Annotated in this window: 23 protein-coding genes; 9 read left to right on the top strand and 14 right to left on the bottom strand. The window is 62.6% G+C overall.

Translation table 11 applies throughout. From position 1 onward, the window contains the following. Window positions 1–1011: 1011 nt before the first annotated feature. From R3F00_RS05885 to R3F00_RS05875, 3 genes are read right to left on the bottom strand one after another with little or no spacing between them, the layout of a single operon-like run. Window positions 1012–1344, bottom strand: coding sequence for a hypothetical protein (locus tag R3F00_RS05885; protein ID WP_371280813.1), 333 nt, complete (start codon window positions 1342–1344; stop codon window positions 1012–1014). Further along, window positions 1341–1793 (bottom strand): hypothetical protein, encoded by a 453-nt coding sequence (locus R3F00_RS05880; RefSeq protein ID WP_371280812.1) that lies wholly within the window; start codon window positions 1791–1793, stop codon window positions 1341–1343. Before R3F00_RS05880 ends, R3F00_RS05885 begins: the two co-directional genes overlap by 4 nt. Before the next feature lie 10 nt (window positions 1794–1803). After that, window positions 1804–2124, bottom strand: coding sequence for a hypothetical protein (locus R3F00_RS05875; RefSeq protein ID WP_371280811.1), 321 nt, complete (start codon window positions 2122–2124; stop codon window positions 1804–1806). A 454-nt stretch (window positions 2125–2578) separates the two neighbouring features. On the opposite strand from R3F00_RS05875, the gene R3F00_RS05870 reads away from it, so the two are divergent. Further along, complete coding sequence (locus tag R3F00_RS05870; protein WP_371280809.1) at window positions 2579–3580, top strand: energy transducer TonB; 1002 nt, start codon at window positions 2579–2581, stop codon at window positions 3578–3580. Between the two features lie 20 nt (window positions 3581–3600). On the opposite strand, the gene R3F00_RS05865 is transcribed toward R3F00_RS05870, so the two are convergent. Beyond that, window positions 3601–4227, bottom strand: a complete 627-nt coding sequence (locus R3F00_RS05865; protein ID WP_371280807.1) for a GPP34 family phosphoprotein — start codon at window positions 4225–4227, stop codon at window positions 3601–3603. A gap of 139 nt (window positions 4228–4366) precedes the next feature. Further along, the gene (locus R3F00_RS05860; RefSeq protein WP_371280806.1) at window positions 4367–5629 is read right to left on the bottom strand and encodes a serine hydrolase domain-containing protein; all 1263 of its coding nucleotides are present in this window, start codon (window positions 5627–5629) and stop codon (window positions 4367–4369) included. Between the two features lie 81 nt (window positions 5630–5710). Between R3F00_RS05860 and R3F00_RS05855 the strand changes: the two genes are divergently transcribed. From R3F00_RS05855 to R3F00_RS05840, 4 genes are all read left to right on the top strand, one after another. After that, window positions 5711–6298: a LemA family protein gene (locus tag R3F00_RS05855; RefSeq protein WP_371280805.1), complete on the top strand. Its 588-nt coding sequence runs from the start codon at window positions 5711–5713 to the stop codon at window positions 6296–6298. 67 nt (window positions 6299–6365) lie between these two features. Beyond that, window positions 6366–8321 (top strand): M48 family metallopeptidase, encoded by a 1956-nt coding sequence (locus tag R3F00_RS05850; protein ID WP_371280804.1) that lies wholly within the window; start codon window positions 6366–6368, stop codon window positions 8319–8321. Between the two features lie 205 nt (window positions 8322–8526). After that, entirely contained in the window at window positions 8527–9078 is a 552-nt protein-coding gene (locus R3F00_RS05845) for an RNA polymerase sigma factor (protein ID WP_371280803.1), read from the top strand. Then, on the top strand, window positions 9071–9598 hold the full coding sequence (locus R3F00_RS05840) for a hypothetical protein (RefSeq protein WP_371280802.1): 528 nt from the start codon (window positions 9071–9073) through the stop codon (window positions 9596–9598). The genes R3F00_RS05845 and R3F00_RS05840 overlap by 8 nt, the downstream gene beginning before the upstream one ends. A 60-nt stretch (window positions 9599–9658) precedes the next feature. Here the strand turns inward: R3F00_RS05840 and R3F00_RS05835 are convergent, their stop codons facing one another. The 7 genes from R3F00_RS05835 to R3F00_RS05805 all read right to left on the bottom strand — a co-directional run bounded on the left by R3F00_RS05835 (window position 9659) and on the right by R3F00_RS05805 (window position 16539). Continuing rightward, complete coding sequence (locus tag R3F00_RS05835; protein ID WP_371280801.1) at window positions 9659–11260, bottom strand: peptide chain release factor 3; 1602 nt, start codon at window positions 11258–11260, stop codon at window positions 9659–9661. A gap of 77 nt (window positions 11261–11337) precedes the next feature. Continuing rightward, window positions 11338–11877: a hypothetical protein gene (locus R3F00_RS05830; RefSeq protein WP_371280800.1), complete on the bottom strand. Its 540-nt coding sequence runs from the start codon at window positions 11875–11877 to the stop codon at window positions 11338–11340. A 66-nt stretch (window positions 11878–11943) separates the two neighbouring features. Continuing rightward, on the bottom strand, window positions 11944–12846 hold the full coding sequence (locus tag R3F00_RS05825) for a DUF4097 domain-containing protein (RefSeq protein WP_371280799.1): 903 nt from the start codon (window positions 12844–12846) through the stop codon (window positions 11944–11946). 10 nt (window positions 12847–12856) lie between these two features. Then, window positions 12857–13333 carry a hypothetical protein gene (locus R3F00_RS05820; protein WP_371280798.1) on the bottom strand — a complete coding sequence of 159 codons (477 nt, stop codon included), beginning with the start codon at window positions 13331–13333 and terminating at the stop codon, window positions 12857–12859. Continuing rightward, window positions 13326–13889 carry an RNA polymerase sigma factor gene (locus R3F00_RS05815; RefSeq protein ID WP_371280797.1) on the bottom strand — a complete coding sequence of 188 codons (564 nt, stop codon included), beginning with the start codon at window positions 13887–13889 and terminating at the stop codon, window positions 13326–13328. Before R3F00_RS05815 ends, R3F00_RS05820 begins: the two co-directional genes overlap by 8 nt. A gap of 169 nt (window positions 13890–14058) precedes the next feature. Then, window positions 14059–15843, bottom strand: a complete 1785-nt coding sequence (locus R3F00_RS05810; protein ID WP_371280795.1) for a phosphoenolpyruvate carboxykinase (GTP) — start codon at window positions 15841–15843, stop codon at window positions 14059–14061. Between the two features lie 111 nt (window positions 15844–15954). Next, window positions 15955–16539 carry a TetR/AcrR family transcriptional regulator gene (locus R3F00_RS05805; RefSeq protein WP_371280794.1) on the bottom strand — a complete coding sequence of 195 codons (585 nt, stop codon included), beginning with the start codon at window positions 16537–16539 and terminating at the stop codon, window positions 15955–15957. Window positions 16540–16643: 104 nt separating this feature from the next. Here R3F00_RS05805 and R3F00_RS05800 point away from each other — a divergent pair, with 104 nt between their 5' ends. The 3 genes from R3F00_RS05800 (at window position 16644) to R3F00_RS05790 (ending at window position 20643) form a co-directional block, all read left to right on the top strand. After that, the gene (locus R3F00_RS05800; protein WP_371280792.1) at window positions 16644–17513 is read left to right on the top strand and encodes an alpha/beta fold hydrolase; all 870 of its coding nucleotides are present in this window, start codon (window positions 16644–16646) and stop codon (window positions 17511–17513) included. A gap of 192 nt (window positions 17514–17705) precedes the next feature. Beyond that, window positions 17706–20177: an acyl-CoA dehydrogenase gene (locus R3F00_RS05795; RefSeq protein WP_371280791.1), complete on the top strand. Its 2472-nt coding sequence runs from the start codon at window positions 17706–17708 to the stop codon at window positions 20175–20177. A gap of 4 nt (window positions 20178–20181) precedes the next feature. Beyond that, window positions 20182–20643 carry a hotdog fold domain-containing protein gene (locus R3F00_RS05790; protein ID WP_371280790.1) on the top strand — a complete coding sequence of 154 codons (462 nt, stop codon included), beginning with the start codon at window positions 20182–20184 and terminating at the stop codon, window positions 20641–20643. Between the two features lie 236 nt (window positions 20644–20879). Here R3F00_RS05790 and fghA read toward each other — a convergent pair whose 3' ends face one another. Both fghA and R3F00_RS05780 read right to left on the bottom strand, forming a co-directional pair. Then, window positions 20880–21725: an S-formylglutathione hydrolase gene (gene fghA / locus R3F00_RS05785; protein ID WP_371280789.1), complete on the bottom strand. Its 846-nt coding sequence runs from the start codon at window positions 21723–21725 to the stop codon at window positions 20880–20882. Between the two features lie 52 nt (window positions 21726–21777). Further along, window positions 21778–23061, bottom strand: a complete 1284-nt coding sequence (locus R3F00_RS05780) for an NTP/NDP exchange transporter (RefSeq protein ID WP_371280788.1) — start codon at window positions 23059–23061, stop codon at window positions 21778–21780. A gap of 74 nt (window positions 23062–23135) precedes the next feature. Between R3F00_RS05780 and R3F00_RS05775 the strand changes: the two genes are divergently transcribed. Further along, a complete protein-coding gene (locus tag R3F00_RS05775; protein ID WP_371280787.1) occupies window positions 23136–23936 on the top strand; it encodes an MOSC domain-containing protein in 801 nt (266 codons plus the stop codon). Window positions 23937–23990: the final 54 nt, after the last annotated feature.

The raw sequence follows: 23990 nt of genomic DNA, 5'->3' as shown, positions 1-23990 counted from the left end.
GTACAGAGTCACTGCACACCAAGTGCAGGTAAACAAGCTTCACGGATCTTGCAACCGGACTGCTCTCCCTGTGGAATGCCCAGCGCAGGGAGAGATTTCGGAAACAGGCTTCAGGGAACAAGACGCAGGTTTGGCAACCCGCATTGTTCGATCAAACGGTAGCTGGCGGATTCCGGTTCCGCCTGACGATGCCACGAAGACTCCGAAGATTTCCTGTGTCGGCAATACGCCGCATCGTCGGCGTGGCGTTGCAGGATTTCGTTCTGCCATGGTGGTTTTCGAATCCATTCACATTGATTTTCTGCGGCTCGAATGCCGAGCCCTGTCCGAGGCGGCGAACACCAGGATTCCAGTCTGCCCTGCCGAGGCATCGGCGAGTACACCCGCGAGGGTGTCTGCCGATGGCGCCAAGATGCGCATCTTGTCCCATCTCGCCTGGTCAGAGCCATCGTCCTGATTGCCCCGCTTCTGAAAACGTCCTGGTCGCGGAACAGCACGCGTCTGTCGGACGCGTCCGGATTTGTCGCGCACGGAAAGGCTACGGCTGCGCCGAAGTGCGGACACGTCTGCGAAATTGCCGACCCTGCAGGGCAGTTGCAGGCCTCGTTGGGGACCGTTCGCAGTCGGAAGCCTGGTGGCGGAGGTGTGCAGACACACACTGAGGGTTTGCCGAATGAATCCGGTCCGGTGAATCGACGAGCTCAAGATCCAGGACCGCGATGACGGGCGCTGGCCGCCGCAGCAGCATCGAGTCAGTCTGCGGGAAACGGGAAGCCACTCAGGTTGACGCAGAGTTGCCGGTGTGTGTGGTGGAGGAAACGGGCTCGGGCATTCGATGCCAACAACGACAGTGCGATCCCTTCCGTTCGACCCTGAATTGTCCGGGCACAGAGAATTTGTCTCGAAGTCACTCGACGTGCGCACCTCGCCATTCGAGCCTGGCGGCCTTTGCACGCAGAGTCCGGGATCGTTGGGGCAGGCAGCATGCTCTTGCGTGCGGCTGCAGCGACCTTAGCCGGCGTTGCTGGAATCCGCTGAATCGGGCTTCCGTTGAGCCGCTCTGATTCGGTTGCCGAGCAGGGCTGACATGGCCAGCGGTCCGAGAGGAGTGCGCATCACGCTCATGGCGAGACTGGCGAGCGAGACTGCAGCGGATGCAAGTCGGGCGGTCTGGCGCCTGCCAAGAAGGTAACCGCAAGTCAGACCGCTGCCAATCAGGAGGGTCGGGCGCCATCGATCGAGAGTGTCATGCAATCCGCTGTAGTGAACGGAGAGCCGTGTGCGCTGCGCCAGCAGCGCTGCGGCGGCGTTGTCGGCAATCTTTCGTCTTTGCGAGAGACTCATGTCGAAGCTCCCGACTCGTCGGAGTCGCGCACTGCAACGGCATTCCTCGACTCCGCCGAACGGGGTGACACCAGCAATGCGCGGGTGCGAGGCAGGCTCATGTCTCGCCAGCAGCGGCGCATCGAATGAAGTACCCACGCTGCACCGGCAAGATTGGCGGCAGCAACGGTGCCGACGCCGAGCAGAAGACTTCCGGACAGCGCGTGGATGGCCAGCGCGAGGCCGAAAGTCGTGGCGAGCCAGGCGCCCACGCCAAAGAAAACCAGGGCGAAGCCGAGCCAGACGATCGACAGCGCACTGCTGCGCGCAAGCCGGAGCTCGGCACGCAGCAGTGTCAGCGAAGCTTCCGCAACTTCAAGCGCTCCGCGCAGCGCCTGCATGGCGCTGTCCACCAGAGAATCAGGCGCGGATTCTGATTGAGCCTGATTCGCCGGCTCGGCAGGGTCCATGCGGCGGAACTCAGCGACGACGCAGCAGTCGAGCCGCTACGTATCCCACGGCGACAGCAATTCCGACAGCGGCCAGAGGGTGTGTTCGAATCTGATCCGAGGTCACCGCTCCGAGACGTTTTGCGCCGTCTCCGAAACGTTCGCCGGCGGCAGTCAGCTCTTCTTGCAGCGCAGCACCATTGCTGCGCAGCTTGTCGCTGAAGCGGCTCGCGCTGCTGGCGGCTTCGTTCAGCTTGCTGCTGATCTTTCCTGCCACCTTGCTTGCTGCGTGGTTGGCGGCCTCTGCGGCATCGTCAAGGGTCTTGCGTTCGGCGTTGGAAGGAGTACTCATGGCTGGATCCTCTTGGTGGAATGCCGGCCCTGAAAGCCAGGGTCGGCGGGTTTGATGTGTCACCATCCTTGCACGGGCCTCCTGAAGCCAGCATGGACGGGCGGCGCGGGTTACATGCGGGGGCCATTCGGGCCGCTATCTGTGAAGCCTGCACGAACGGGCTGCACCGGGTGTGACACCCCGCGCCGGAATGCGCTATCGTTCCTGAGTCCGCAAGGTGAGTGGCGATTGCAGCAGGGGGCACAATCCGGTTCGCAGCGGCTTTCGACCGGATTGAAGGGGAAAACAGTGACGGGTTTCGCAGGTCCGCGGCCAAATCTGGCTTGGGAATTGCATGCGTATTCGAGGTAGACGACGCGCCCGGGGCAGGTCCCAGTTTTCTTCGATACCGCTGCAGGCGCGTTACTCGCGAGAGCGAATGCACTGTCCTGCAATATTGGAGCGCCTGGCCATCATGAAATCAAATCCGTTCGACAAGCGATCCCAGCGTGGCTCTGCTGCGCCGATGATCATCATCATCGTCCTGGTCATTGCCGCTGCTGCGGGTGCTGCCTGGTGGTTTCTGGGTCGGCAGGAGGCAGCCGCTCCAGCGCCGGTTGCGACCACGCCAGGAGCCACAACGCCCGGTGCCGAGTCAGCTGCACCGACGGTCTCTCCGGCAGTCGAGGAGTTGTCAATCGATCAGCTCTATCGCGAGGCGCGCAAGGCAATGTCCGAGCAGCGCATGGTTGCCCCGGGAGGCAACAACGCACTGGAATACTATCTGGCGATCCTCGAGAAGGACCCGGAGAATTCGGGCGCGAGTGAGGCCTTGCGCGAACTGTTTCCGTTCGCCAGTGGTACTGCCGAGCAGGAAATCATTCAGGGCAACCTCGACGAAGCCAACAGGATTATCGAATCGCTGGCCAAGGCGGATCCAAGCAACTACACGCTGACCATTCTGCGCAGCAAGCTGGACTCGAGAAGAAGACAGATCGAACAGCAGGAAGCCCAGGCCGCCGCAGCCGCAGCCGCTCCGACTCCGCCGCCGACACCCGCCCCGCCGACGGAGGAAGAAGTCGCGGCAGCCGAAGCTGCTGCCGCCGCTGCCTCGGCCGCCGCCGCTCCACCGCCGCCACCGGTCGCTGCTCCGCCGCCCGCGCCCACCCCGGCTCCTGCGCCGCCGCCGCAGCCGCAAGGCGAGACGCGCGATGTCGAAGTGGTCACCCCGGTCGCACCGACTTATCCGACCCAGGCTGCAAGAAATCGTGAAGAGGGCTGGGTCGAAGTCGAGTTCACCGTGACTGCGGATGGCACAGTGGAAAACGCAAGAGTGACAGCCTCGGACCCGCAGCGCGTATTCGACCGCGAAGCCGTTCGTTCGATCGAGCGAACCAAGTTCACGCCACGCCTCGAGAACGGAGTCCCGGTCAGCTCGACCGTCCGCCGTCGAATCGAGTTCAAGCTGGGCGGCTGAATCCGGCTTGCGCAGCCTGCCTAGCCAAGCAGGCTGCGACGCAGGTGCACGAGCAAGTCGTGCACCGGTTCGTCACCGACCGGCTCCCTGGTCAGATGCAGAAGCTTCTGTGCGGCTGCTTCATGAGCGTCGCCCGCGAGGCTTGCCGCCAGCTGGCCGGCGAAGTCGGTCAGCACCAGCAATCCGAGTCCGCGCAGGGTGATCGAATCCTCCGTGGCTGCCTTGTGCAACTGGGCGATGGCTTCATTGCGCGCCTGCAGCGAGCGCAGTGGAAAATAGACCCGGCTCCACGGCCACCACGAAGCGCGTGCGCGATGCAGCACGTCGCGCCGGAAAAGACTTTCCAGCAAGTGTTTGCAGACCGGATTCAGGCGCGCAACAAGCAGCTCGATCGCGGCGCCCATGCGCAATCCATTGGTCGGCCCGGCGAGGACCTCGGCGGCATGCGCCAATTGCGGATGCGTGGTGGGAAGCAGGCCCTCAATGGCGACATGGCCGCTCTTGTAGCGCAACCTGCGCTGCTCAGCGAGATCCAGAATCAATGCGGCGGCAGCGAGGGCGTTCATGTCCACATGCGTCTGTGACGCATCGACTTCGCCTCGCTGCGGATCGATGCACAACAACATGAGTTGCTCGGCTATCAGCACGCAAGGCCTCCTGGCAGATCACGAATTCCGGCGGTGGCGGTCCAAAGCTCAGCGTCGAGCGGCCCACTATGCTACGGCAATCATGTCGACGGCGTGAATAGGTCATCAGTCGCATCCAGGCGACGCCGAACAAGCGCCCTCAGCCGCCGCCGTTGTTGCGCAGCTTCACGGCCTTCCCTACACCGGCCCAGTCCACGGCCGGCAGACCCAGATAACGATCGAGCAACATCGGCATCAGTCCGGCCGGTGCGGCGGATTCGCAGTTCCAGAGCATGACAACGCCAAATTTCTGCTTTGGCAGAAAGCCGATCATGGCACGATAGCCCTGCACGGCACCGGCATGGAAGATGAGTTCCTCACCCGCATAGTCATAGATGCGCCAACCCAGCGCGTACTGGGCATCTTCCAGTCGCCCTCGACGCCAGGGCGTCGAGCGGAGGTCGTGCGGCGTCTGCACCAGGGGCGTCTGCAGTTCGTTCAGCAGGGTCGGAGACAGTACGTCCGGACGTCCGCCCATCTGTGCAATCAACCATTGCTCCATGTCGCGCAGGCTGGCATTGACCCCGGCCGCTGGCGGCATCCGATAATAGACTTCGTTGGGCATGAAGGGCTTCCACTTGCTGCCTGCACGCCGATGCGGACGCGCCCAGTGGCGCGAGCTCTCCAGCGCATCACGCCCATAAGTCGCCGACTGCATGCCAAGCGGGTGAAAGATCCGCTTCTCCACTTCGTGATAGAAGAAATCGCCGGTTAGCGCGTAGGTGACGTCGCCAATCAGGCTGAAGGCCACGTTCTGGTAGGCATAGCAGTCACCGGCCGGACAGGAGAGCTTCACTTCGCTGAGTCGCTCGACCAGAAGCGGGTAGGGCTCGTCCTGCTCGAGCAGATTGTCGTAAGTGTTGTGCGGCAGACCCACGCGGTGGCTGAGGATGTCCTCGACGGTCAGTTTGGTACTGCTGTCGGCGTCGGCCAGGGCAAAGGTAGGCAGCACGCTGGAGATTCGCGTGTTCCAGCTCAACAATCCATCTTCGACAAGCAGGCCGGTCAGCGTGGTTGCAAAAGCCTTTGAAAGCGATGCCAGCCGAAAGACGGTGTCCGGCTCGACTTTTTCCCGGGTGGTCCAGTTCGCATAGCCCACGCCGCGCTCGAGCACGACCTGATCCTTGTTGACCACGGCCACGGCAAATCCGGATACCTTCCCGGATTGCTCGATCCGGTCGACCCAGCGATTGAAATCCTCGGCGATCGAGGCGGTCTCGGCGTCGGGCCTGGGCCTGCTCGTCACCGTGGAGGCGGGCGCCTGGGCCCCTGCAGAGCCGACCGGCGCTGCATGCACTTCCCGGGGCAGGCAGGCATGGCTCAGCAGGGTGACAATCAGGAGCGGAATAAGGGACAGTTTCAATGCGGGCGACCGTGAAGCATTGCTAGCACATGCTATGCTCGAAATCATACGTTGTATTGCGTAGTCGTGGAGAACAAAGCCATGAGTTTCCTGATACTTCTTGTCGTCATTGTGATTTTCGCTTTTTATGCGATCGGTATCTACAACGGACTGGTCACGTCCAGGAATGCCTACAAGAACGCTTTCGCCCAGATCGATGTTCAACTGACCCGGCGCTACGACCTGATTCCGAATCTCGTCGAGACCGCCAAGGGTTACATGAAACATGAGAAAGAGACTCTGGAAGCCGTCATTCTCGCAAGAAATTCGGCCGTTTCGGGGCTTTCTGCCGCAAAGGCCAACCCGGGCGATCCGCAGGCGATGCAGCAGTTGTCCGGGGCGGAAAACGTATTGAGCCAGACCCTGGGCAAGCTGTTTGCATTGTCCGAGGCCTATCCGGATCTGAAAGCCAACCAGAACATGATGCAGCTCAGCGAGGAACTGACCACCACCGAGAACAAGGTCGCCTTTGCGCGTCAGGCCTATAACGACTCGGTCATGAGCTACAACAATGCCCGCGAGGTGTTTCCCAGCTCGATCGTCGCCAACATGTTCAGCTTCCAGCCGGCCCAGTTGCTCGAGATTGATGCGCCGGAGAAGCGCGAAGCCGTGAAGGTCTCCTTTACTTGAAGGTGCCTGCGGGTCGCCTGCCAGCGCTGGCAGGCGAACGCGGATCGCCGGCATCGGGGTAACGGCGTTGAATTTCTTCGCCCACCAGGAATTGGCGCGCAAACAGACGCGACGCATGATCGTGCTGTTCACGTTGGCCGTCGTCTGCATCGTGGTCGCAATCGACGCCGTCATGATGGTTGCGCTTGGCCTCGTACGCGAAGCTCCGGCCGGAGAGCCCGGCCTCAACGTGGGCGCCTTGCTGGCCACCAGCGCGGGCGTGCTGCTCGTGATCGGACTGGCGACGCTCTATCGCATCTCGACGCTGAGCGGTGGCGGCAGCGCGGTCGCCATGCAACTCGGCGCCGTTGCGGTTCCCGAGGACACCACGAATTTCGCCTATCGCCGGTTGCGCAACGTGGTCGAGGAAATCGCCATCGCCTCCGGCGTACCGGTGCCGGAAGTATTCGTGCTGGAAGAAGAACAGGCGATCAATGCATTCGCTTCGGGGTACACGACAGCCGATGCCGCCATTACCGTCACCCAGGGCTGTCTCGACAAACTGACACGAGAAGAGTTGCAGGGTGTCATCGCGCATGAATTCAGCCATGTGCTGAACGGCGACATGCGTTTGAACATTCGCCTGATGGGCGTCGCCTTCGGAATCCTCGTCATCGCCATTGTCGGTCGCAAGATTGCGCAGGCGTCGGGACACTCGCGCAGTCGGGACAGCGGCGGCATTGTCATCCTCGGTGTCGCCATGGTCGTGATCGGATACATCGGCGTGTTTTTCGCGCGCATCATCAAGGCATCGGTATCGCGCCAGCGCGAATACCTGGCCGACGCATCGGCGGTCCAGTTCACCCGGCAGACCGAAGGCATTGCCGGTGCGCTCAAGAAGATTGGCGGACTCGGCGAAGGCTCGAAGCTGACCCATCAGAACGGCGAGGAAGTCGCCCACATGCTGTTCGGAGACGGCGTCGGCTATTCGGCAATGTTCGCCACGCATCCCAGGCTGACCGACCGCATCCGCCGCCTGCAACCGCAATTCGATCCGGCCGAATTCGCCGACATTGCAGCGGACTGGTCGCAACCTGTCAGGGTCGGAGAGCTCGACGCCAGCAACGTTTCGCTGTCCGGTTTTGCTCCCGCCCGATCAGCAGTCGTCGCACAGGCCCGTGGGCGCGGTGAAGGATTGCCCGCGCATGGCGCGCGACTGCATCTTTCGGCCAACCATGTATCGGAACAGGTGGGTCATCCGGATACCGGGGATTACCGGGCCGCAGCCGAACTGAGCATGTCGATCCCGCAAGCGCTGGCCGCTGCGGCGCATTCGCGTGACCAGGCCATGCAGGTCGTCTACGCGTTGTTGCTCAATGAGGAGCCCCAGGTTCGCGCGCAGCAGGTCGAGCTGGTCGAGCACTATCACGATTCCGGCACGGCCTCGAACGTGCTCGCTCTTGCCGAGCAGGTTGCCGGATTGCATCCGATGCAGCGATTGCCACTGGCGGCGCTGGCATTCCCCGCGCTGCGCCGACATCCTCGCCCGCAGCTGCAGGTCTTCGTGATCGTCCTGCGTCAGCTGATCAATGCCGATGGTCGCGTCAGCCTGCAGGAATACTGTCTGTCGCGGCTGGTCGGTACCCAGGTCATTGATGCATTGAATCCGTCCGCCACACGCGTCATGGGCCGGTTGAAACTTGGTCAGGCTGCCGCGGAAATCAGCGACCTGTTCGCGATTCTGGCTGAACACGGACATGAAGACCTTCAAGGCGCACGGCGCGCCTATGCGCTAGGCCTGCACGAGGTCCTGCCGGAAGCCAGGCCCGAGTTTTCGCCGCCGGCGGATTGGGCCCGCGCGCTCGACAGGGCGCTGCCGAAGCTGGACATGCTCATGCCCGCGGCCAAGGAGCTGGTCGTTCGCGGCCTGACCCAGGCCATCAGCGCCGACGGCATGGTCAGCGTCAGCGAAGCGGAATTGCTGCGCACGGTTTGCGCCGCCCTGCATTGTCCATTGCCGCCGGTGCTGCATGACTCGGCCTGAGCCTGCATTCTTGCCCGTTACCGCGAAGGTGCAGGGGCATAGAGGCGACAACAAGGCCTGAGGATTGCCATAATCCAGCAGCCCTTGTGTCTCGCCCTCGCTCGTTGCGGGCTCCGTGGGCGGTCCGGGCTGACTTCCTTCGAAGCGTGCCCCCTCGACCTCCCCATCCATTCCAGACCGGGTTCTCCGGAGCAATGCCGACCCCATGAGCCAGGATTCCGAATTCGTTGATGCCCGGCTCGAGCAGGTCCTCGCTGACTTCGGCTCGAGGCTGGGCGTGCTCATGCACGGTTATCGACTGGATCGGCACGGTATCGACCCGGCCGATATCGAGCAGGAAGTGCGCATCCGGCTGTGGAAAGCCATTTCGCGTGACCGGTCCGGGGCCTTTCATGCGTCTTATGTCCAGAGAGTGGTCGCCACGACCGTGATTGACGCCCTGAGAAGGGCGGAAGTCAGGGCTGCCGAACCGCTTCCGGATGACGAGGAAGGCGAAGATTCGTGGCAGGAAGGCGCTGCCGGACCTGAGCAATCGGCTGCCGATGGTGAACGCATGCTGGGTTTGCAGCGTTGCCTGGCCGAAATTCCGGAACGGAGGCGATTGCCGATCACGTTGCATTTGCAGGGCTATTCCCTGCAGGAAATAGCTGATGTGGCCGGAACTTCGGCCGAGGCAGCGAGAAAACTGGTAACCCGCGGGCTTGATGGACTGAAGTCGCGCCTGCGGGAAATGGGATACGGTGAATTCGATGACTAAGACCAGCTTGTCCAGCCTGTATCGCCAAATGAGCGCGCAGCAATGCTCGGCTGCTACGGACCTGCTTGATGCCGATACCCTGGTGGCGGCCTCGGCCGGTACCTTGCGCGGTGATCGACGTGACGAAGTCGCTTCGCGCCTGTCACGTTCGCCGCTGCAGACCGACCTTGTCCGCATGTTGGGCGACCTGGCACCGGCGTCGGCGGAACTCGCCAGCGCGGTTCGCAAGCACAAGAACTACAGTCATTCCCGCACGGGCCAACGTGTCCGCCACGCCAGCGGCACGCCCCGCCATGTGCGGCATCTGCGCTGGGTCGGCCTGGCCGCCTGCCTCATGCTGGTGTTTGGCGCCGTGTTCTGGCAGCCGCAAGGCCATGATCCGATGTCCGGAACCGCCCGGTCGGAATCCAGGCCGGATCGCATCTTCACCAGCAAGGACCGAATCTTCGCCATGAGCGAAACCGGGTCCTCTTCGTCCGTTGCCGACGACCTGTTCCGCTCGGACTTCAACGGCGGCTGAGCGCATCACTTCCGTTCGCGCAAACGTCCGCCATGTCCGGGCGTTACCGTTCTGGCCTGTTCAGCCAGCCACTGAACTGGCATGTTCCCGGGTTGCCGCAAAGCGCACTTCGGGCCAGCGTTCCTCGGTCAGTTGCAGGTTGACCCGAGTTGGCGCGATATAGACCAGCTCACCGGCCGCATCGACCGCCAGGTTCTGCGCGGCTTTCTCTTTGAACTCTTCGAGCTTGCGCGGGTTGTCGCAATGCACCCAGCGCGCCGTGACCACGCCAACGTTCTCGAACGCGCACTCGACGCCGTATTCGTCCTTGAGCCGGTAGGCGACCACGTCGAACTGGAGCACACCGACCGCACCGAGAATCAAGTCGTTCGACATCAACGGGCGGAAGAACTGGGTTGCGCCCTCCTCGGACAATTGGGCGAGGCCCTTCTGCAACTGCTTCATCTTGAGCGGATCCTTGAGCCGCGCACGGCGAAACAGTTCCGGTGCGAAGTTGGGGATGCCGGTGAATGCGAGCGCCTCACCCTCGGTAAAGGTGTCGCCAATCGATATGGTGCCGTGGTTGTGGATGCCGATCACGTCGCCGGCATAAGCCTTGTCGACGATCTCGCGATCCGAGGCCATGAAGCTCAGTGCATTGGCCAGGCGCAATTCCTTGCCAGTTCTCACGTGCTGGGCCTTCATGCCGCCGCTGAACGTTCCCGAGCAGATGCGCATGAAGGCAACCCGATCCCGATGCATGGGGTCCATGTTTGCCTGGATCTTGAAGACGAACCCGGTCATTGGCGCTTCATCGGCACTGACCGTGCGCGTGGTCGTCTCGTGCGACTGCGGTGGCGGCGCGTGCTCGACGAAGAAATCCAGCAGCAATTGCACGCCGAAATTGTTGACGGCCGAACCGAAAAACACCGGGGTCAGCTTGCCTGCCAGATAAGCTTCCTTGTCGAAGGGGTGCGAGGCCCCGCGAACCAGTTCCAGCTCGTCGTTCAACTCGCGCCAGGCTTCGTCGCCGATGCGGGCACGCAGGGCGGGGTCTTCGAGGCCCTTGAAGATCGTCGAATCCTGGCGGGTGAAGTTCTTGCCCGGCTCGAATACGTGCACTTCATCGAGCAGCAGGTGATAGACGCCCTTGAGTCGCGAACCCATGCCGATCGGCCAGGTGATTGGCGCACAGGCAATGCCGAGCACCGACTCGACTTCGTCGAGCAGCTCGATCGGCGCACGTCCCTCGCGATCGAGCTTGTTGATGAAGCTCATGATCGGTGTGTCGCGCAGGCGGCAAACCTCCATCAGCTTGATTGTGCGTTCCTCAACGCCCTTGGCGCAGTCGATCACCATCAGAGCCGAGTCGACCGCGGTCAGCACGCGGTAGGTGTCTTCGGAAAAGTCCGCATGGCCGGGCGTGTCGAGCAGGTTGACGATGCATTTCGAGTAGGGGAACTGCATGATCGAGCTGGTCACCGAAATGCCGCGCTCCTTTTCCAGCGCCATCCAGTCGGATGTCGCATGGCGCGCGGCCTTGCGTGACTTGACCGAGCCGGCCATCTGGATTGCGCCGCCGAAAAGCAGCAGCTTTTCGGTCAGCGTGGTCTTGCCCGCATCGGGATGGGAAATGATGGCGAAGGTGCGCCGTCGACGCATTTCGCTGACATGGTTGCTCATGATCTGACTCGAATATGCCGCGACCGGGATTTGGGTCGCCCAAGGGGCGCGCATTGTACGCGAGGGACCACCCGTAATCAGTCGATATCGAAAGATTGCAGTTCGACGGCAATGAAAACCCACGCCAGCAAGTCAAAATCCCCGGCATGCTGGGCACCTGCCGATGAATCGACATAAAGGTAGTAGCGATGGCCTGGAACGAGCAACTCTTCGAGGTGGATGTCTTCCGGCATGCCCGGGCCAGAATTGTCCGCCACGATGATGCAGGAAGCACCGTTGCCCAGTTCCTCCAGCACATAGATGGCTGCGTCAAAGCCGCTTTCCGGAGTCAGCGTGAAGTCGATGTGCGGACCGGTCGGGGGCATCGCAACCCAGGTATAGATGGATTCCGCAGCCGCCATGGGTGGCGCGCCCGCACAGGCTGCCGAGCTCAGCGTGGAAACTGCCGAAGATCCGCCTACGGTGGTCCCCGAGAAATCCTGCGGCAACATCGTGATCGGGACGGGGCTGGTGCCGTCGATTCCCGCGGTCCGAGCCACTGCAAGGCCCTGGGACGCGATGAAAATCAGCGAGCCTGAAAGGACGATCAGCGAATGGCGAAGTCGACTCGCAAGCATGGTGTGGAGTCTATTCCCGGGATCGCAGCCATGCTACCGGACTCCACCTCCTGCTTGTCCGCACGTCTATTCGCGACGGATCGTGATGTCGCCGCTGAATGTCTCGATGGTCATGCGTGCCTTGCCGTCGCCGATAGTGGCTTCCAGCGAGCGCCCCGGGCCGTGTTCAGGTTCCTTGACGGTGCCGAAATCGCTGCGAATGCGGCCACTGAATGTTTCGGCATCGATGCGCGCTGAAAGCTCGGCTGGCATGTCGAGGCGAACGTCACCGCTCATCGTGTCGGCATTGATGCGTGCGTCGCCCATCGGCTTGCCGCGTACGCTGATGTCGCCGGAAACCGAACTGCCGGTGAATTCGGTGTATTCACCCGTTGCGGCAGTGATATTGCCGGACACGGTCTCGAACTTGAGCCGATTGTGGTTTGCGCGCATCTCGATATCACCGGATACGGTCTCGACCTGAACGCGATCGCCGCGACCGCTCAAATCGACACTGCCACTGACCGTGCCGATTTCCAGTTCCCTGGCTGTACTGTCAACGCGGACCTTGCCGCTGACGCTGTCGGCTTCGAGCAGCTGGCCAGCCGTACCGGTCACGGTAATTTCCGCGCTGACGGTATCGATCCGCAATTCGGCATTGGTCGGGACGCGGATATTCAGGATCGTGTCCTGCATGCGCGAGCGCCCCCAGTTGAACCAGCTGTCGTCTTCGGGCCCCTTGACCTTGATCGAAAGGCGGGAACCACCGCCGGTGATTTCCAGGCCCTTGCTGCCTTCTCCCAGGGTTCCGGTGATCTCGACCCGGGACTGGTCCCATGCACTGACCGTGACAGCGCCGCGAACGTTGGAGATGTCCACGCGAGCGGTGGCATCGACATCGCGGCTCTCATTGATCGGAGTGTCGGCAAGCGCCGGGCCGCTGCAGGCGAAAAGGAACAGGACGAACAACGGCATGTGGGAAATTTTCATGGTGGATCCTCTAACCGGCATCAAGGCCGAGTCGTGCCAGCTTGCGACGTTGCGCATGCGTGCGATTGATCAGGCCGACCAGATAGACGGCATCGGGTTGTTGGCGCAGGGCATCTTCAAGCTCTGCGTTTGCCATGTCGACCACGACTTCCGCACCCGCCAGCCGCGGGTCGACGGTCATGGCAAGCTCGCGAGCGCGTTCGATCTGATTTTGCACCGAAACGTCTGCCGCGAAACCGCCGGAATCTGGCGAGGCATCGAAAGCGGATCCCTGCATGGCCAGGCCAAAGACGCCGGCGCTCAGAGATACGGCTATGGCCGCGGCGGCGCTCAGCGGCAACCAGCTTCGGCGATGCTTTCGAGTCGGGCCATCGACCGAGGCTTCCTCGTTCTGCAATCGACGCGCAATCTGCGGCCAGAGATCCCGGCCTGGTTCATGGTCTGCGCGCAATTCGCGCAACTCACGCCGAAGTTCAAATTCATTCATGGGTTTCTCCCAATGCGCGCTTGAGCAATCCGCGCGCACGATGCAATTGGGCTTTCGATGATCCTACCGCCATTCCGAGCTCGCGGCCGATTTCTTCATGCTTCCAGCCCTCGACGTCATGCAGAACGAGAACCGCACGCGCGCGTGGCGGCAGCCTGGCAACCGCTCTTTCCAGATCGGAGCGCTCGCCGGCGCAGAACGCATGGACTGGTTCACTGGCGGCCTCCAGTGCGGAATCATCGACCGGTTCTTCCGGATGACGCTTGCGCAGGTCCATCAGGGCGACGTTGACTGCAAGTCGATGCAGCCACGTGGAAAACGCGCTTTCAAAACGAAAGCTGCCGAGTTTCTGCCAGGCTCGGACAAAGGCCTCCTGGGTCAGGTCCTCGGCGCGCGCGGGATTCATGCCCGACAGGCGCCAGATCGCTCCGTGAACCTTGCCTGCATGCCGACGGTACAGCTGTTCGAAGGCGCCGACGTCTCCGGCACTGGCACGCCTGACCAGATCGCCATCCTCGGGTTCGTTCCGTGGCGCCTCAATCGTTGGCAAAGGCATGGCTAGGCAGGCTGTACTCATGGTGCCAGCTTGGATGCGCCATTGGCGCGCAGGGTTTAGATGCCGGTGCTTCCAATGACCGTGCTCCATGGCGGCAAAAGCCGGGACGGCGCTGGCAGGTTCGCGGAGCTGGCGGGTCGCTGGTCGCGACCGCGAGACCCCTGGAACCTCAGCCGCCCGCGGCCCTCACCTGGCTCGGGGTCGATTTCGACAGCGCCTCGGCCATGCGCTTCTGCTCAGCCTTGAGGGCCTGTGGCATGCGCGCGCCGAAGCTGTCGAGGTATTCGCCAGTCGCGGCCATCTCCCTGCCCCAGCCGTCGACGTCGATTTCGAGCAGGCTGTCGATTGCCGCTGCGGACAAGCCGAGGCCGTCCAGGTTGATGTCGGTTGCAGCAGGCACCCGGCCCACCGGTGTCTCCACTGCCGAACGACTGCCGTCGCAACGGCCAATGATCCATTCGAGCACGCGCAGGTTCTCTCCGAATCCGGGCCAGAGAAACTTGCCGTCGGCACCCTTGCGGAACCAGTTGACATGGAAGATCTTCGGCAGCTTCGCGCCGGGCTTGTCGAACGACAGCCAATGCGAAAAGTAGTCGGCGAAGTTGTAGCCGCAAAACGGTTTCATGGCCATCGAATCGCGGCGCAACACGCCGACCGCGCCGGTGGCGGCTGCGGTGGTTTCCGAACCCATCGCTGCACCGACGAGCACACCGTGCGTCCAGTCTCTCGCTTCGAAAACCAGTGGAATGAGTGAGGGCCGTCGGCCACCGAACACGATCGCGCTGATCGGCACGCCCTCGGCGGCCTCGGCCATCGGCGACCAGCTGGGGCATTGTTTCGCAGACACGGTGAAGCGTGCATTCGGATGCGCAGCGGGCCCCTGCCCGGGATCATGCGGACGCCCCTGCCAGTCCCTCGCGGGCACGCCTTCGCTTAATCCCTCCCACCATGGCTGGTTGTCGGCGGTGACGCCGACATTGGTGAAGATGGTGTCATGCTGGATCATGGTCAGGGCGTTCGGATTGGTAGTCCTGTCCGTGCCAGGCGCCACGCCGAAGTAGCCGGCCTCCGGATTGATCGCCCAGAGCTGGCCATCTTCACCAGGCTTCATCCAGCAGATGTCGTCTCCCACCGTCCACACCTTCCAGCCCGCTTCGCGATAGCTCTCCGGCGGAATCAGCATGGCCAGATTGGTCTTGCCGCAGGCAGACGGAAAGGCGGCCGCGATGTAGCGGGTTTCACCCCTGGGGTTTTCGATGCCGACAATAAGCATGTGCTCGGCCAGCCAGCCTTCGCTGCGCGCCTGCCAGGAACCGATGCGCAAGGCATGGCATTTCTTGCCCAGCAGCGCGTTGCCGCCGTAGCCCGAGCCGATCGACTTGATCGTCAGCTCTTCCGGGAAATGCATGATGAAGCGCTTTTCGGGATCGAGATCGCCGATTGAATGCAGGCCCTTGACGAAATGTCCGTCGCGTTCGATTCGGGCCAGGGCAGCGGACCCCATGCGCGTCATGATGCGCATGTTGGCAACCACGTAGGGCGAATCGGTGATCTCGACACCGCAACGCGAAATGGGAGAATCGATCGGGCCCATGCAATAGGGCACGACATACAGGGTGCGTCCGCGCATCGCTCCGGCAAACAGCGCGTCAACCTTGGCGTGGGCCTCGCTCGGAGCCATCCAGTGGTTGTTCGGGCCCGCATCGTCGCGATCCCGCGTGCAGATGAAGGTGAGGTGTTCGACACGGGCCACGTCGGTGGGGCTGGAGCGGTGCAGCGTGCAACCGGGATGGGTTTCGGGGTTCAGGCCGATCAGGTCGCCGCTGGCCAGCATCTGCTCCTTGAGCAGACGTTCCTCGGACTCCGAGCCATCGCACCAGTGGATCTTTTCGGCTTCGGTCAAACGGGCAACGTCCTCGACCCATCGGTTCAAGGATTCAAGCGAACTGGTCATGGTTTCCCTATTCGCGGGGCTCGGCCCGCGTTCATCTAAGCAAGGCTTGGGACGTTAGCGGCCACGGGCGGGCTTGGCAAGGTCAGCTGCGGCATCGGGCCCGGCGGGCATTCACGCCGGAACCAGGGTCGTGATCACGTGATCGACATAGGTCTCGTATTCCTCGTGGTCCATGCGCGGCATGCCATGGCTCTGGTTGAGCTGCAGGAATCCGCTATAGGCGGTGTAGGCGAGGCGGGCGCGATGGGCTGCTGAACGGGCGTCGAAGCCAGCCTCGTGATAGGCATGCGTCAGCAGGGCCAGGCGCCTGCGCGAAATGCGCTCGATGACCGGCTGCACGATAGGGTGATCGGACGCCTGCAACAGGGCCGCATAGACGAGGTGCGACTGCACTTCGCGACTGACCCGATGAAACAGCTCGCGCAGCCGCTCTCGTGGATCGGCGATACGCTCCACATGTGCGATGACCTGATCTTCATCGCGCTGTTCCCAGCGGTCAATGGCTGCCTTTAGCAAGGCCTCCCGGGTCGGGAAATGCCAGTAGAAGCTGCCTTTGGTGACCCCAAGGGTCCGCGCCAGAGACTCAACGGCGACCGCCAAAACTCCTGATTGGGCCAGTACGTCCAATGCGGCCTGTTCCCAGTCCCTGGCCGACAGCCGTCCACGTGGCTCCGCTTTCTGGTCAGATTCTGTCATCTCGGGAGTGTGCCGGAGCATTGCCGGGATTAGAAGCACTGCTCCGAATGGCGGGTCTCGGGGCGCCATTGACGGCAACCGGCGCTCGTTCCATACTTCCGCGTATGGTGAAGGTCGAAACCCCTGCCGCAATGTCGCGCGTATCGCGACTGACGACGCCTGATGGCATCAGCCTGGCGCTTGAGGACTTTGGCAATGCCCAGGGGCCCGCGGTGGTGTTCGCCCATGGGTTTGGGCAGACCCGCGATGCCTGGACCAGCTGCGCGGATGCGACCGCTCGGCAAGGCTGGCATGCCACTACCTACGATGCGCGTGGTCATGGCCACAGCAGCTGGCTGAGCACACATGAGTATTCGGTCGATCAGTTGACAGCGGATCTGGCCCTGGTCGCCGCGCGGGCGCCTGCCTTGCCGGTGATAGTCGGCGCATCCATGGGGGGGCTGGTAGGAATCGCTCTGGCGGGTGCCGATGCAGCCTCGTGCCGCGCTCTGGTCCTGGTCGACATCACGCCGCGCTGGGAGCCGGCCGGCGTCGAACGCATTCTCGACTTCATGCGCGCGCATCCCGACGGATTTGCGGACTACAGTGAGGCCGCGGACGCGATTTCGGCCTATCTGCCCCATCGAAAGTCCCGCAAGTCGCCCGAACGCCTGCGTCGATTGCTGGTCGAAGGTGAGAACGGCCGTCTGCACTGGCATTGGGATCCGAACATGCTGGAACCGATCGCAGCGGATGGCGGGCGTCACCAGCGCGATCTGCTCGAAGCCGCGACCCGGATCCGCGTTCCCACGCTGCTGATCAGCGGTTCTGCCAGTGACGTCGTGTCCGCGCCGACGATCAAAGAATTTTTAGAGCTTGTGCCCCACGCGCGTCATGTCATGGTTCCACATGCCACGCACATGGTGGCAGGTGACGAAAACAGCCAGTTCACGCGTCACGTTCTGGACTTCCTGTGTGCGTTGCCACCCGATTGACGAACCCGGAAAACCGGCAGATGTTGATTCCGTGCCGAATCCGGACAACCCCCAATCGAGCGGGGGACACAATGCATTGCACGGATCTGGCCGGAAGTCTGACGCCACCCGTGAGTTGTCCGCCGAGGCCAGTGCTTCGATTCCTTGCGTGGAATCGGTGACCAGGCGGAACCAAGTAGAGGAGTCACTGACATGTTGCAATTGATCCCGCTGATTACCGGCATCCTGGTATCGCTGACCGCCGCCTATCTGCGCATTGGCCTGCGTCTCTGGACCGCTGCCACCGCCGTGGCCATTCTTGGTGCCGGCCTGTTGGCCGGCTCGCACTGGCTGGCAATCCTGTTGCCATTGCTGGGTTTCGCCGCAATCACGGTGCCGCTCAACCTGCCGGGGTTCCGGCGCGCGCGCATCAGTGCGCCGCTGCTGAAGATCTATCGCAAGGTCACTCCGAACCTTTCCGAGACCGAGCAGACCGCACTGGAAGCCGGCACGGTCGGCTTCGAGGGGCAGCTGTTCAGCGGCAAGCCCGACTGGTCGGAATTGCTGGGGCAGGCACGCCCCGAACTCAGTGTCGACGAGAAGGCCTTTCTGGATGGCCCGGTCGAACAGTTGTGTTCGCAGATCAACGAGTGGCAGATCAGCCATGAACTGGCCGATCTTCCGGAAGACATGTGGGAGTACCTCAAGGTCAACAGGTTCTTCGGCATGATCATTCCCAAGCAGTATGGTGGCCTGCAGTTCTCCGCGCTGGCCCATTCGGCGGTGCTGCAGAAGATAGCCAGCATGTCGGCGACCGTGGCTTCGACGGTGGCCGTTCCAAACTCGCTGGGACCGGCCGAGTTGCTCCTGCACTACGGTACCGAAGAGCAAAAGAACTACTACCTGCCGCGCCTGGCCGATGGTCGCGAGGTGCCATGTTTTGCGCTGACCGGTCCCTATGCCGGTTCGGATGCGACATCGCTTCCCGATTACGGCATTGTCTGCAAGGGCGAATGGGAAGGCGGCAACGTGCTTGGCGTGCGCCTGACCTTCGACAAGCGCTACATCACCCTGGCGCCGGTGGCGACCATCGTGGGCCTGGCTTTCCGCATGCTCGATCCGGAAAACCTGCTCGGCGACGAAGAAGATCTCGGCATCACTCTGGCCCTGATTCCGCGTGATACCGATGGCCTCGAAATCGGCCGTCGCCACTTTCCGCTCAATGTGCCGTTCCAGAATGGACCGGTGCGCGGCAAGGACGTCTTCGTGCCGCTCTCGCAGCTGATTGGCGGTCCGGAAATGGCCGGACAGGGCTGGCGCATGCTGGTCGAGTGCCTATCGGTCGGACGCGCGATTTCGCTGCCCTCGAATGCAACCGGTGGTGCCTGCGCCGGGGTTGCAGCAACCGGCGCCTACGCGCGCATCCGCAAGCAGTTTGGTCTCGCCATCGGTCGCTTCGAAGGCGTCGAGGAGGCGCTGGCGCGCATCGGCGGACTGACCTATGCGACGACCGCATTGTCCCGCGCCACCGCTGCGGCGGTTGATCGCGGCGAGAAGCCGGCCGTGCCCTCGGCCATCGCCAAATACCATGCCACCGAATGGGGTCGGCAGATCTGCACCGATGCCATGGATGTGCATGGCGGCAAGGGCGTGATCCTCGGGCCGAGCAACTACCTCGGCCGCTCCTGGCAGGGCGTGCCGATCATGATCACGGTCGAAGGGGCCAACATCATGACGCGCAGCCTGATGATCTTCGGACAGGGCGCGATCCGCTGCCATCCCTACGTGCTGGAAGAAATGCAGGCAGCTGCCTTGCCGGACTATGGCGATCGCCTGCGCAAGTTCGATGACGTGCTGTTCAGGCACATCGGATTTGGCTTCTCCAACGCCGTGCGCAGTTTCGTTCTGGGGCTGACCCACTCGAAGATCGGCTCGGTACCGGGTGATGCGTATACCCGCCGCTACTATCGCAAGCTCAATCGCTATTCGGCGGCGCTGGCGCTGGTAGCCGATACCTCCATGCTGGTGCTCGGCGGCAAGCTCAAGTTCAAGGAAAAGATCTCGGCCCGGCTGGGCGATGTGCTGTCCTATTTGTACATCGCATCGAGCATGCTCAAGCGCTACGAGGATGAGGGTCGGCCGGTTTCCGACCAGCCGCTGCTGGCCTGGGCATTCCACGAGTGCACCTGGCGCATGCAGATGGCCCTGGATGGCGTTATCCGCAACTTCCCGAACCGCTTTGTCGCGTTCAAGCTACGCGCCCTGGTCTTTCCGCTCGGCCGTCGCGAAGTGCCGCCCTCGGATCGTCTCGGCCATCGCGTTGCCGCGATCATGATGGCGCCGAACGAGGCGCGTGCGCGACTCATCTCGGGCGCCTACATGACGCCGACGGAAAACAATCCGATCGGGCGCATGAATGCATTGTTGCCGGAAGTCATCGCGGCCGAACCGATCGAGCGCAAGTTTCTCAAGGCGGTCAAGACAGGCGAAGTTGGCGGGCTCGATTTCGAGGCACAGATCGCCGATGCGGAAGCCAAGGGCATTCTCAGCAGTGCCGAGCGCAAGCTGCTTGAGCATGTGCGCAGCGCCAGCTTCGAGTTCATCTCGGTGGATGATTTCGAGTCGGAGGAATTGCGTGCGGCGGTCAAGAAAAAGGAACCGAAATCACTGCGCAGCGTAGCCTGATCCGATGGCCGCGCAATCCCTGCGGATGTTTCGCAAGCTCGGCGGCTCGGCACCGGGCCGCTGGCTGTTCTCGCGCATCATCTGCTGGAAGGCGCCTTATTTCAGTTCGATCTCGCCGCATATCGAAGTGCTCGAGCCCGGCCGCTGTGTGGTGCGCTTGCGTCAACGCCGTTCGATTCAGAACCACATCGGCACGGTGCACGCGATCGCGATGTGCAATGCCGCCGAACTGGCCGGCGGAATGGCCACCGAAGTGACCATCCCGGGGTCGATGCGCTGGATCCCGAAAGGCATGAGCGTGCGCTATCTGAAGAAGGCTCTCGGCGAACTGCATGCGACCGCTCGCGTGCAGGCACCAGCGGATACGACGACGGCTCAGGACCTCCATGCCATTGTCGAAGTCCGCAACAGCGCGGACGAGATCGTCTTCGACGCCGACATCACGATGTGGGTGTCGCCACGCTGACAATTTCCCGGGCATTTTCCTTCTGCCTATGGGAAAGGATGCCCGACTGCGCCTGACGGGATCAGGCGCGAACGGCGAAGCCGGCCCGAAGGGAGAGCCCCATGGATGGGGCGAATCAAGGCGGATGAGGGTATACGGGCGGGTCTCAAAAATTCGCTTCGCTCGAACCCTCACCCCAACCCTCTCCCGAGGGGAGAGGGAGAACACCGCTCGGCGCCGGCCGGGATACCGTTCGATCAGGCTTTCATCGCCTGCGCGTGATGAATCAGGTGATCGGCGATGAAGGACTGGATGAACCAGTAGCTGTGGTCATAGCCGGCCTGCATGCGCAGGTTCAACGCCTGGCCCGACTGCTTGCAGGCCTGTTCCAGCAGCTGCGGTCTGAGCTGACTGTCGAGGAAGGCATCCGCATCACCCTGGTCGACCAGCAGCATGCCATTGAAACGCCTGCCCTCGCCGAGCAGCGCAACCGTATCCCACTGCTTCCAGGCGTTGCGATCGTCGCCGAGGTAGCGCGGCAGCGCCTTCTCGCCCCATGGGACCTGGCTCGGCGCCACGATCGGTGCGAAGGCCGAAACGGAACGATAGGCATCCGGATTGCGCAAGGCGATGGTCAGGGCACCGTGGCCACCCATCGAATGCCCGCAGATTCCGCTGCGGCTGATGTCGGCGGGAAAATGGGCGCCGATCAGCGCTGGCAGTTCCTTGCTCACGTAGGAGTACATGCGAAAGCGACTCGCGTACGGCGCATTGCTGGCATCGAGGTAGAAACCGGCGCCTTCGCCGAACTCCCAGTCGCCGCTGGCTCCGTCAATACCGGTATCGCGCGGGCTCGTATCCGGCGTGACCAGCATGAGACCGAGTTCGGCAGCCAGCCACTGGGCGCCGGCCTTGATCGCCGCAGTCTCCTCGGTGCAGGTCAGTCCGGCGAGAAAGTACAGCACAGGAACCTTGCCCTTCGCGGCCTGCGGCGGTCGGAACACGCCGAAGCGCATCACTCCTCCGGTCTCGTTCGAGCTGTGTCGATAGAAGCCCTGCACGCCGCCGTGGGCACGCTGTTCCGTGAGAGTTTCAAATGTCATGGATGGAAGGCTCCTGGGCGATTGTCATACGTTGGCTGTGCGGGCGCGGCTTTCAAGGCTTGGCTGGAGATTTCCCTGCGGAAGCGTCGGGCGCATCGCCCGGAAGCATGCGTGCGGCGCGCCAGCCGATCCAGGCAGAGCTGCCTGCCGCGACCGCTGCCATCAGGGCGAAGCCCGGCACCGTGGTGCCGATGCCGCGCAGCAGATTGAAGCTGCTGGTGACGACCAGATCGCCGAAGCGCCATACCGAGGTGTCAATGAAGTTCTTGGTCTTGTAGCGCGTTTCGGCATCGACGCGTGTGTACATGGAATCGGCAGCGGGCTTGAATACGCCATAGGCACTGCCTCGCGTGACCACCGCCACGACAGCAATCCAGGGGCCGGCAAACACCACCAGACCGGCCAGCATCACGGCCTTGATGATGCCGTCGAGCGCGAGCGCTGGCGCCGGACCGAAATGGATCAGCAGCAAGCGCGTGACGCCGAGCTGCAATATGACCTGCAGCACATTCGCGTAGAAATCGATATTCGCGGCGAAATTGATGCGTGCCTCGCGCGTGGCATAAGTCGCGCCGCTGTAGTCGGCGAGCAAGGCGTAGATCACGGTGCCAACCGCATCACCGAGCAACATCAGGATCGCCAGGCGCCGCATCAGCGGTGACCTGATCGTCTCGATCGCGCCGGCAATGAAGCTGCCGCCGATGACGCGGGTGTCGCGTTGCTCGTCACCCGCCACGGGATTGCCGCGCGACCAGCGCGACAGCGCAAGGATGCAGAGGATGGCCACGCCGAGCAGGGCGGACGACATCACCAGCAGGCCTGACACGCCGACAATTTCGTTCATGCTGCGGGTCAGGGCGGGCCCGGCAATCGCTCCGAGGGTACCGCCAAGTGCAATGATCGGAAACAGCCGGTGCGCCTGCTCGGCATCGAGCAGGTCGGCCATGAAGCTCCAGAACACGGCCACGACAAACAGGTTGAACACGCTGACCCAGACGAAGAATGCCGAGCCCAGCAGACGTGCGCCGATGGCATCCTGAATCTGGAACAGGGGAATGAAGGCGAGCATGCCGAGCAGGAAGAACAGATACACCATGGGCACGAACTTGCGCCGTGGATAGCGTGCCACCATCGCGCCGAACAGGGGCGCCAAGGCCAGCGTCACCACGAACGTGACCGCATAGAAGATCGGCAGCGCAGTGGATCCGACGGCAGCCGACAGCTGGTCGCGAACCGGTCGAATCACGTAGTAGGCCGCAAGCACGCTGAAGAAATACGCGAACGAAACGCAAACGGCGAACCACTCATGTGGCTGGATGGCTGGACGTTTTGGCACGTTCGGGATCCGGACCAGAAGCGGCAGAGACTAGCATGGGCGGTGAGGGTGCCCCCGGTGCCTATAATGGCCGCATGAACGCGACGCTCTCCGGCCTCCACATCTATCCGGTTAAGTCCTGTGCGGCACTGAGTCCCGACCAGGCGCAGGTCGAGCCCCGAGGTCTGGTGGGCGATCGACGCTGGATGATCGTCGATGCCGATGGCAGCTTCGTGACTGCCCGCAAGTATCCGCGAATGGTACTGATTCGTGTCGAGACTGCTTCGGACTCGCTGCAACTGACCGCACCCGGCATGTCCGATCTGCAGCTTCGGCCAGCACTGGAACGCACGCGGGTTGCCGCAAACGTCTGGGGCAGCAAGGTGTCGGCGTCGCCGGCTGGAGAAGTAGCCGATGCCTGGATCAGTCGCTACCTGGGTTTCGCGGCGCGCTTCGTGCACATGGATGCGGAATGCAAGCGAGCGATCGACACCCGCTATGCGCAGTCCGGCGAGGAAGTCAGTTTCGCTGACGGCTTCCCGCTGCTGTTGATCTCGCAGGGCGCTCTCGATGACCTCAACAAGCGACTGGCCGAGCCGGTGGAGATGCTGCGCTTCCGACCCAACCTGATCGTGGCCGGTGCGGCTGCGCATGCAGAAGATGGCTGGCGCAGCATCCGTATCGGCGCAGTACATTTCGACGTGGTCAAGGCTTGCGTGCGCTGTGTATTCACTACCGTTCAACCCGGACGAGGCGAGTTCGACCCATCGGGCGAGCCACTGCGCACGCTGCTCGGCTATCGACGAACCGAAAAGGGCGTGACGTTTGGCCAGAACCTGATCCCGCGCGACTCCGGCGTCATTCGCCGTGGCGACCGCGTTGAAGTCCTTGCCTGATGCGGGTCGATGCCCGTTGTGGAGCATGTGCTCTATTCGAGCCGTTTAGGGTCG

The sequence above is a fragment of the Dokdonella sp. genome, from assembly GCF_041395345.1.
In the GTDB taxonomy this organism is placed as follows: domain Bacteria; phylum Pseudomonadota; class Gammaproteobacteria; order Xanthomonadales; family Rhodanobacteraceae; genus Dokdonella.
Note: the sequence above shows the minus strand (reverse complement) of the source record. Positions and strands in the feature narration are given on the sequence as shown.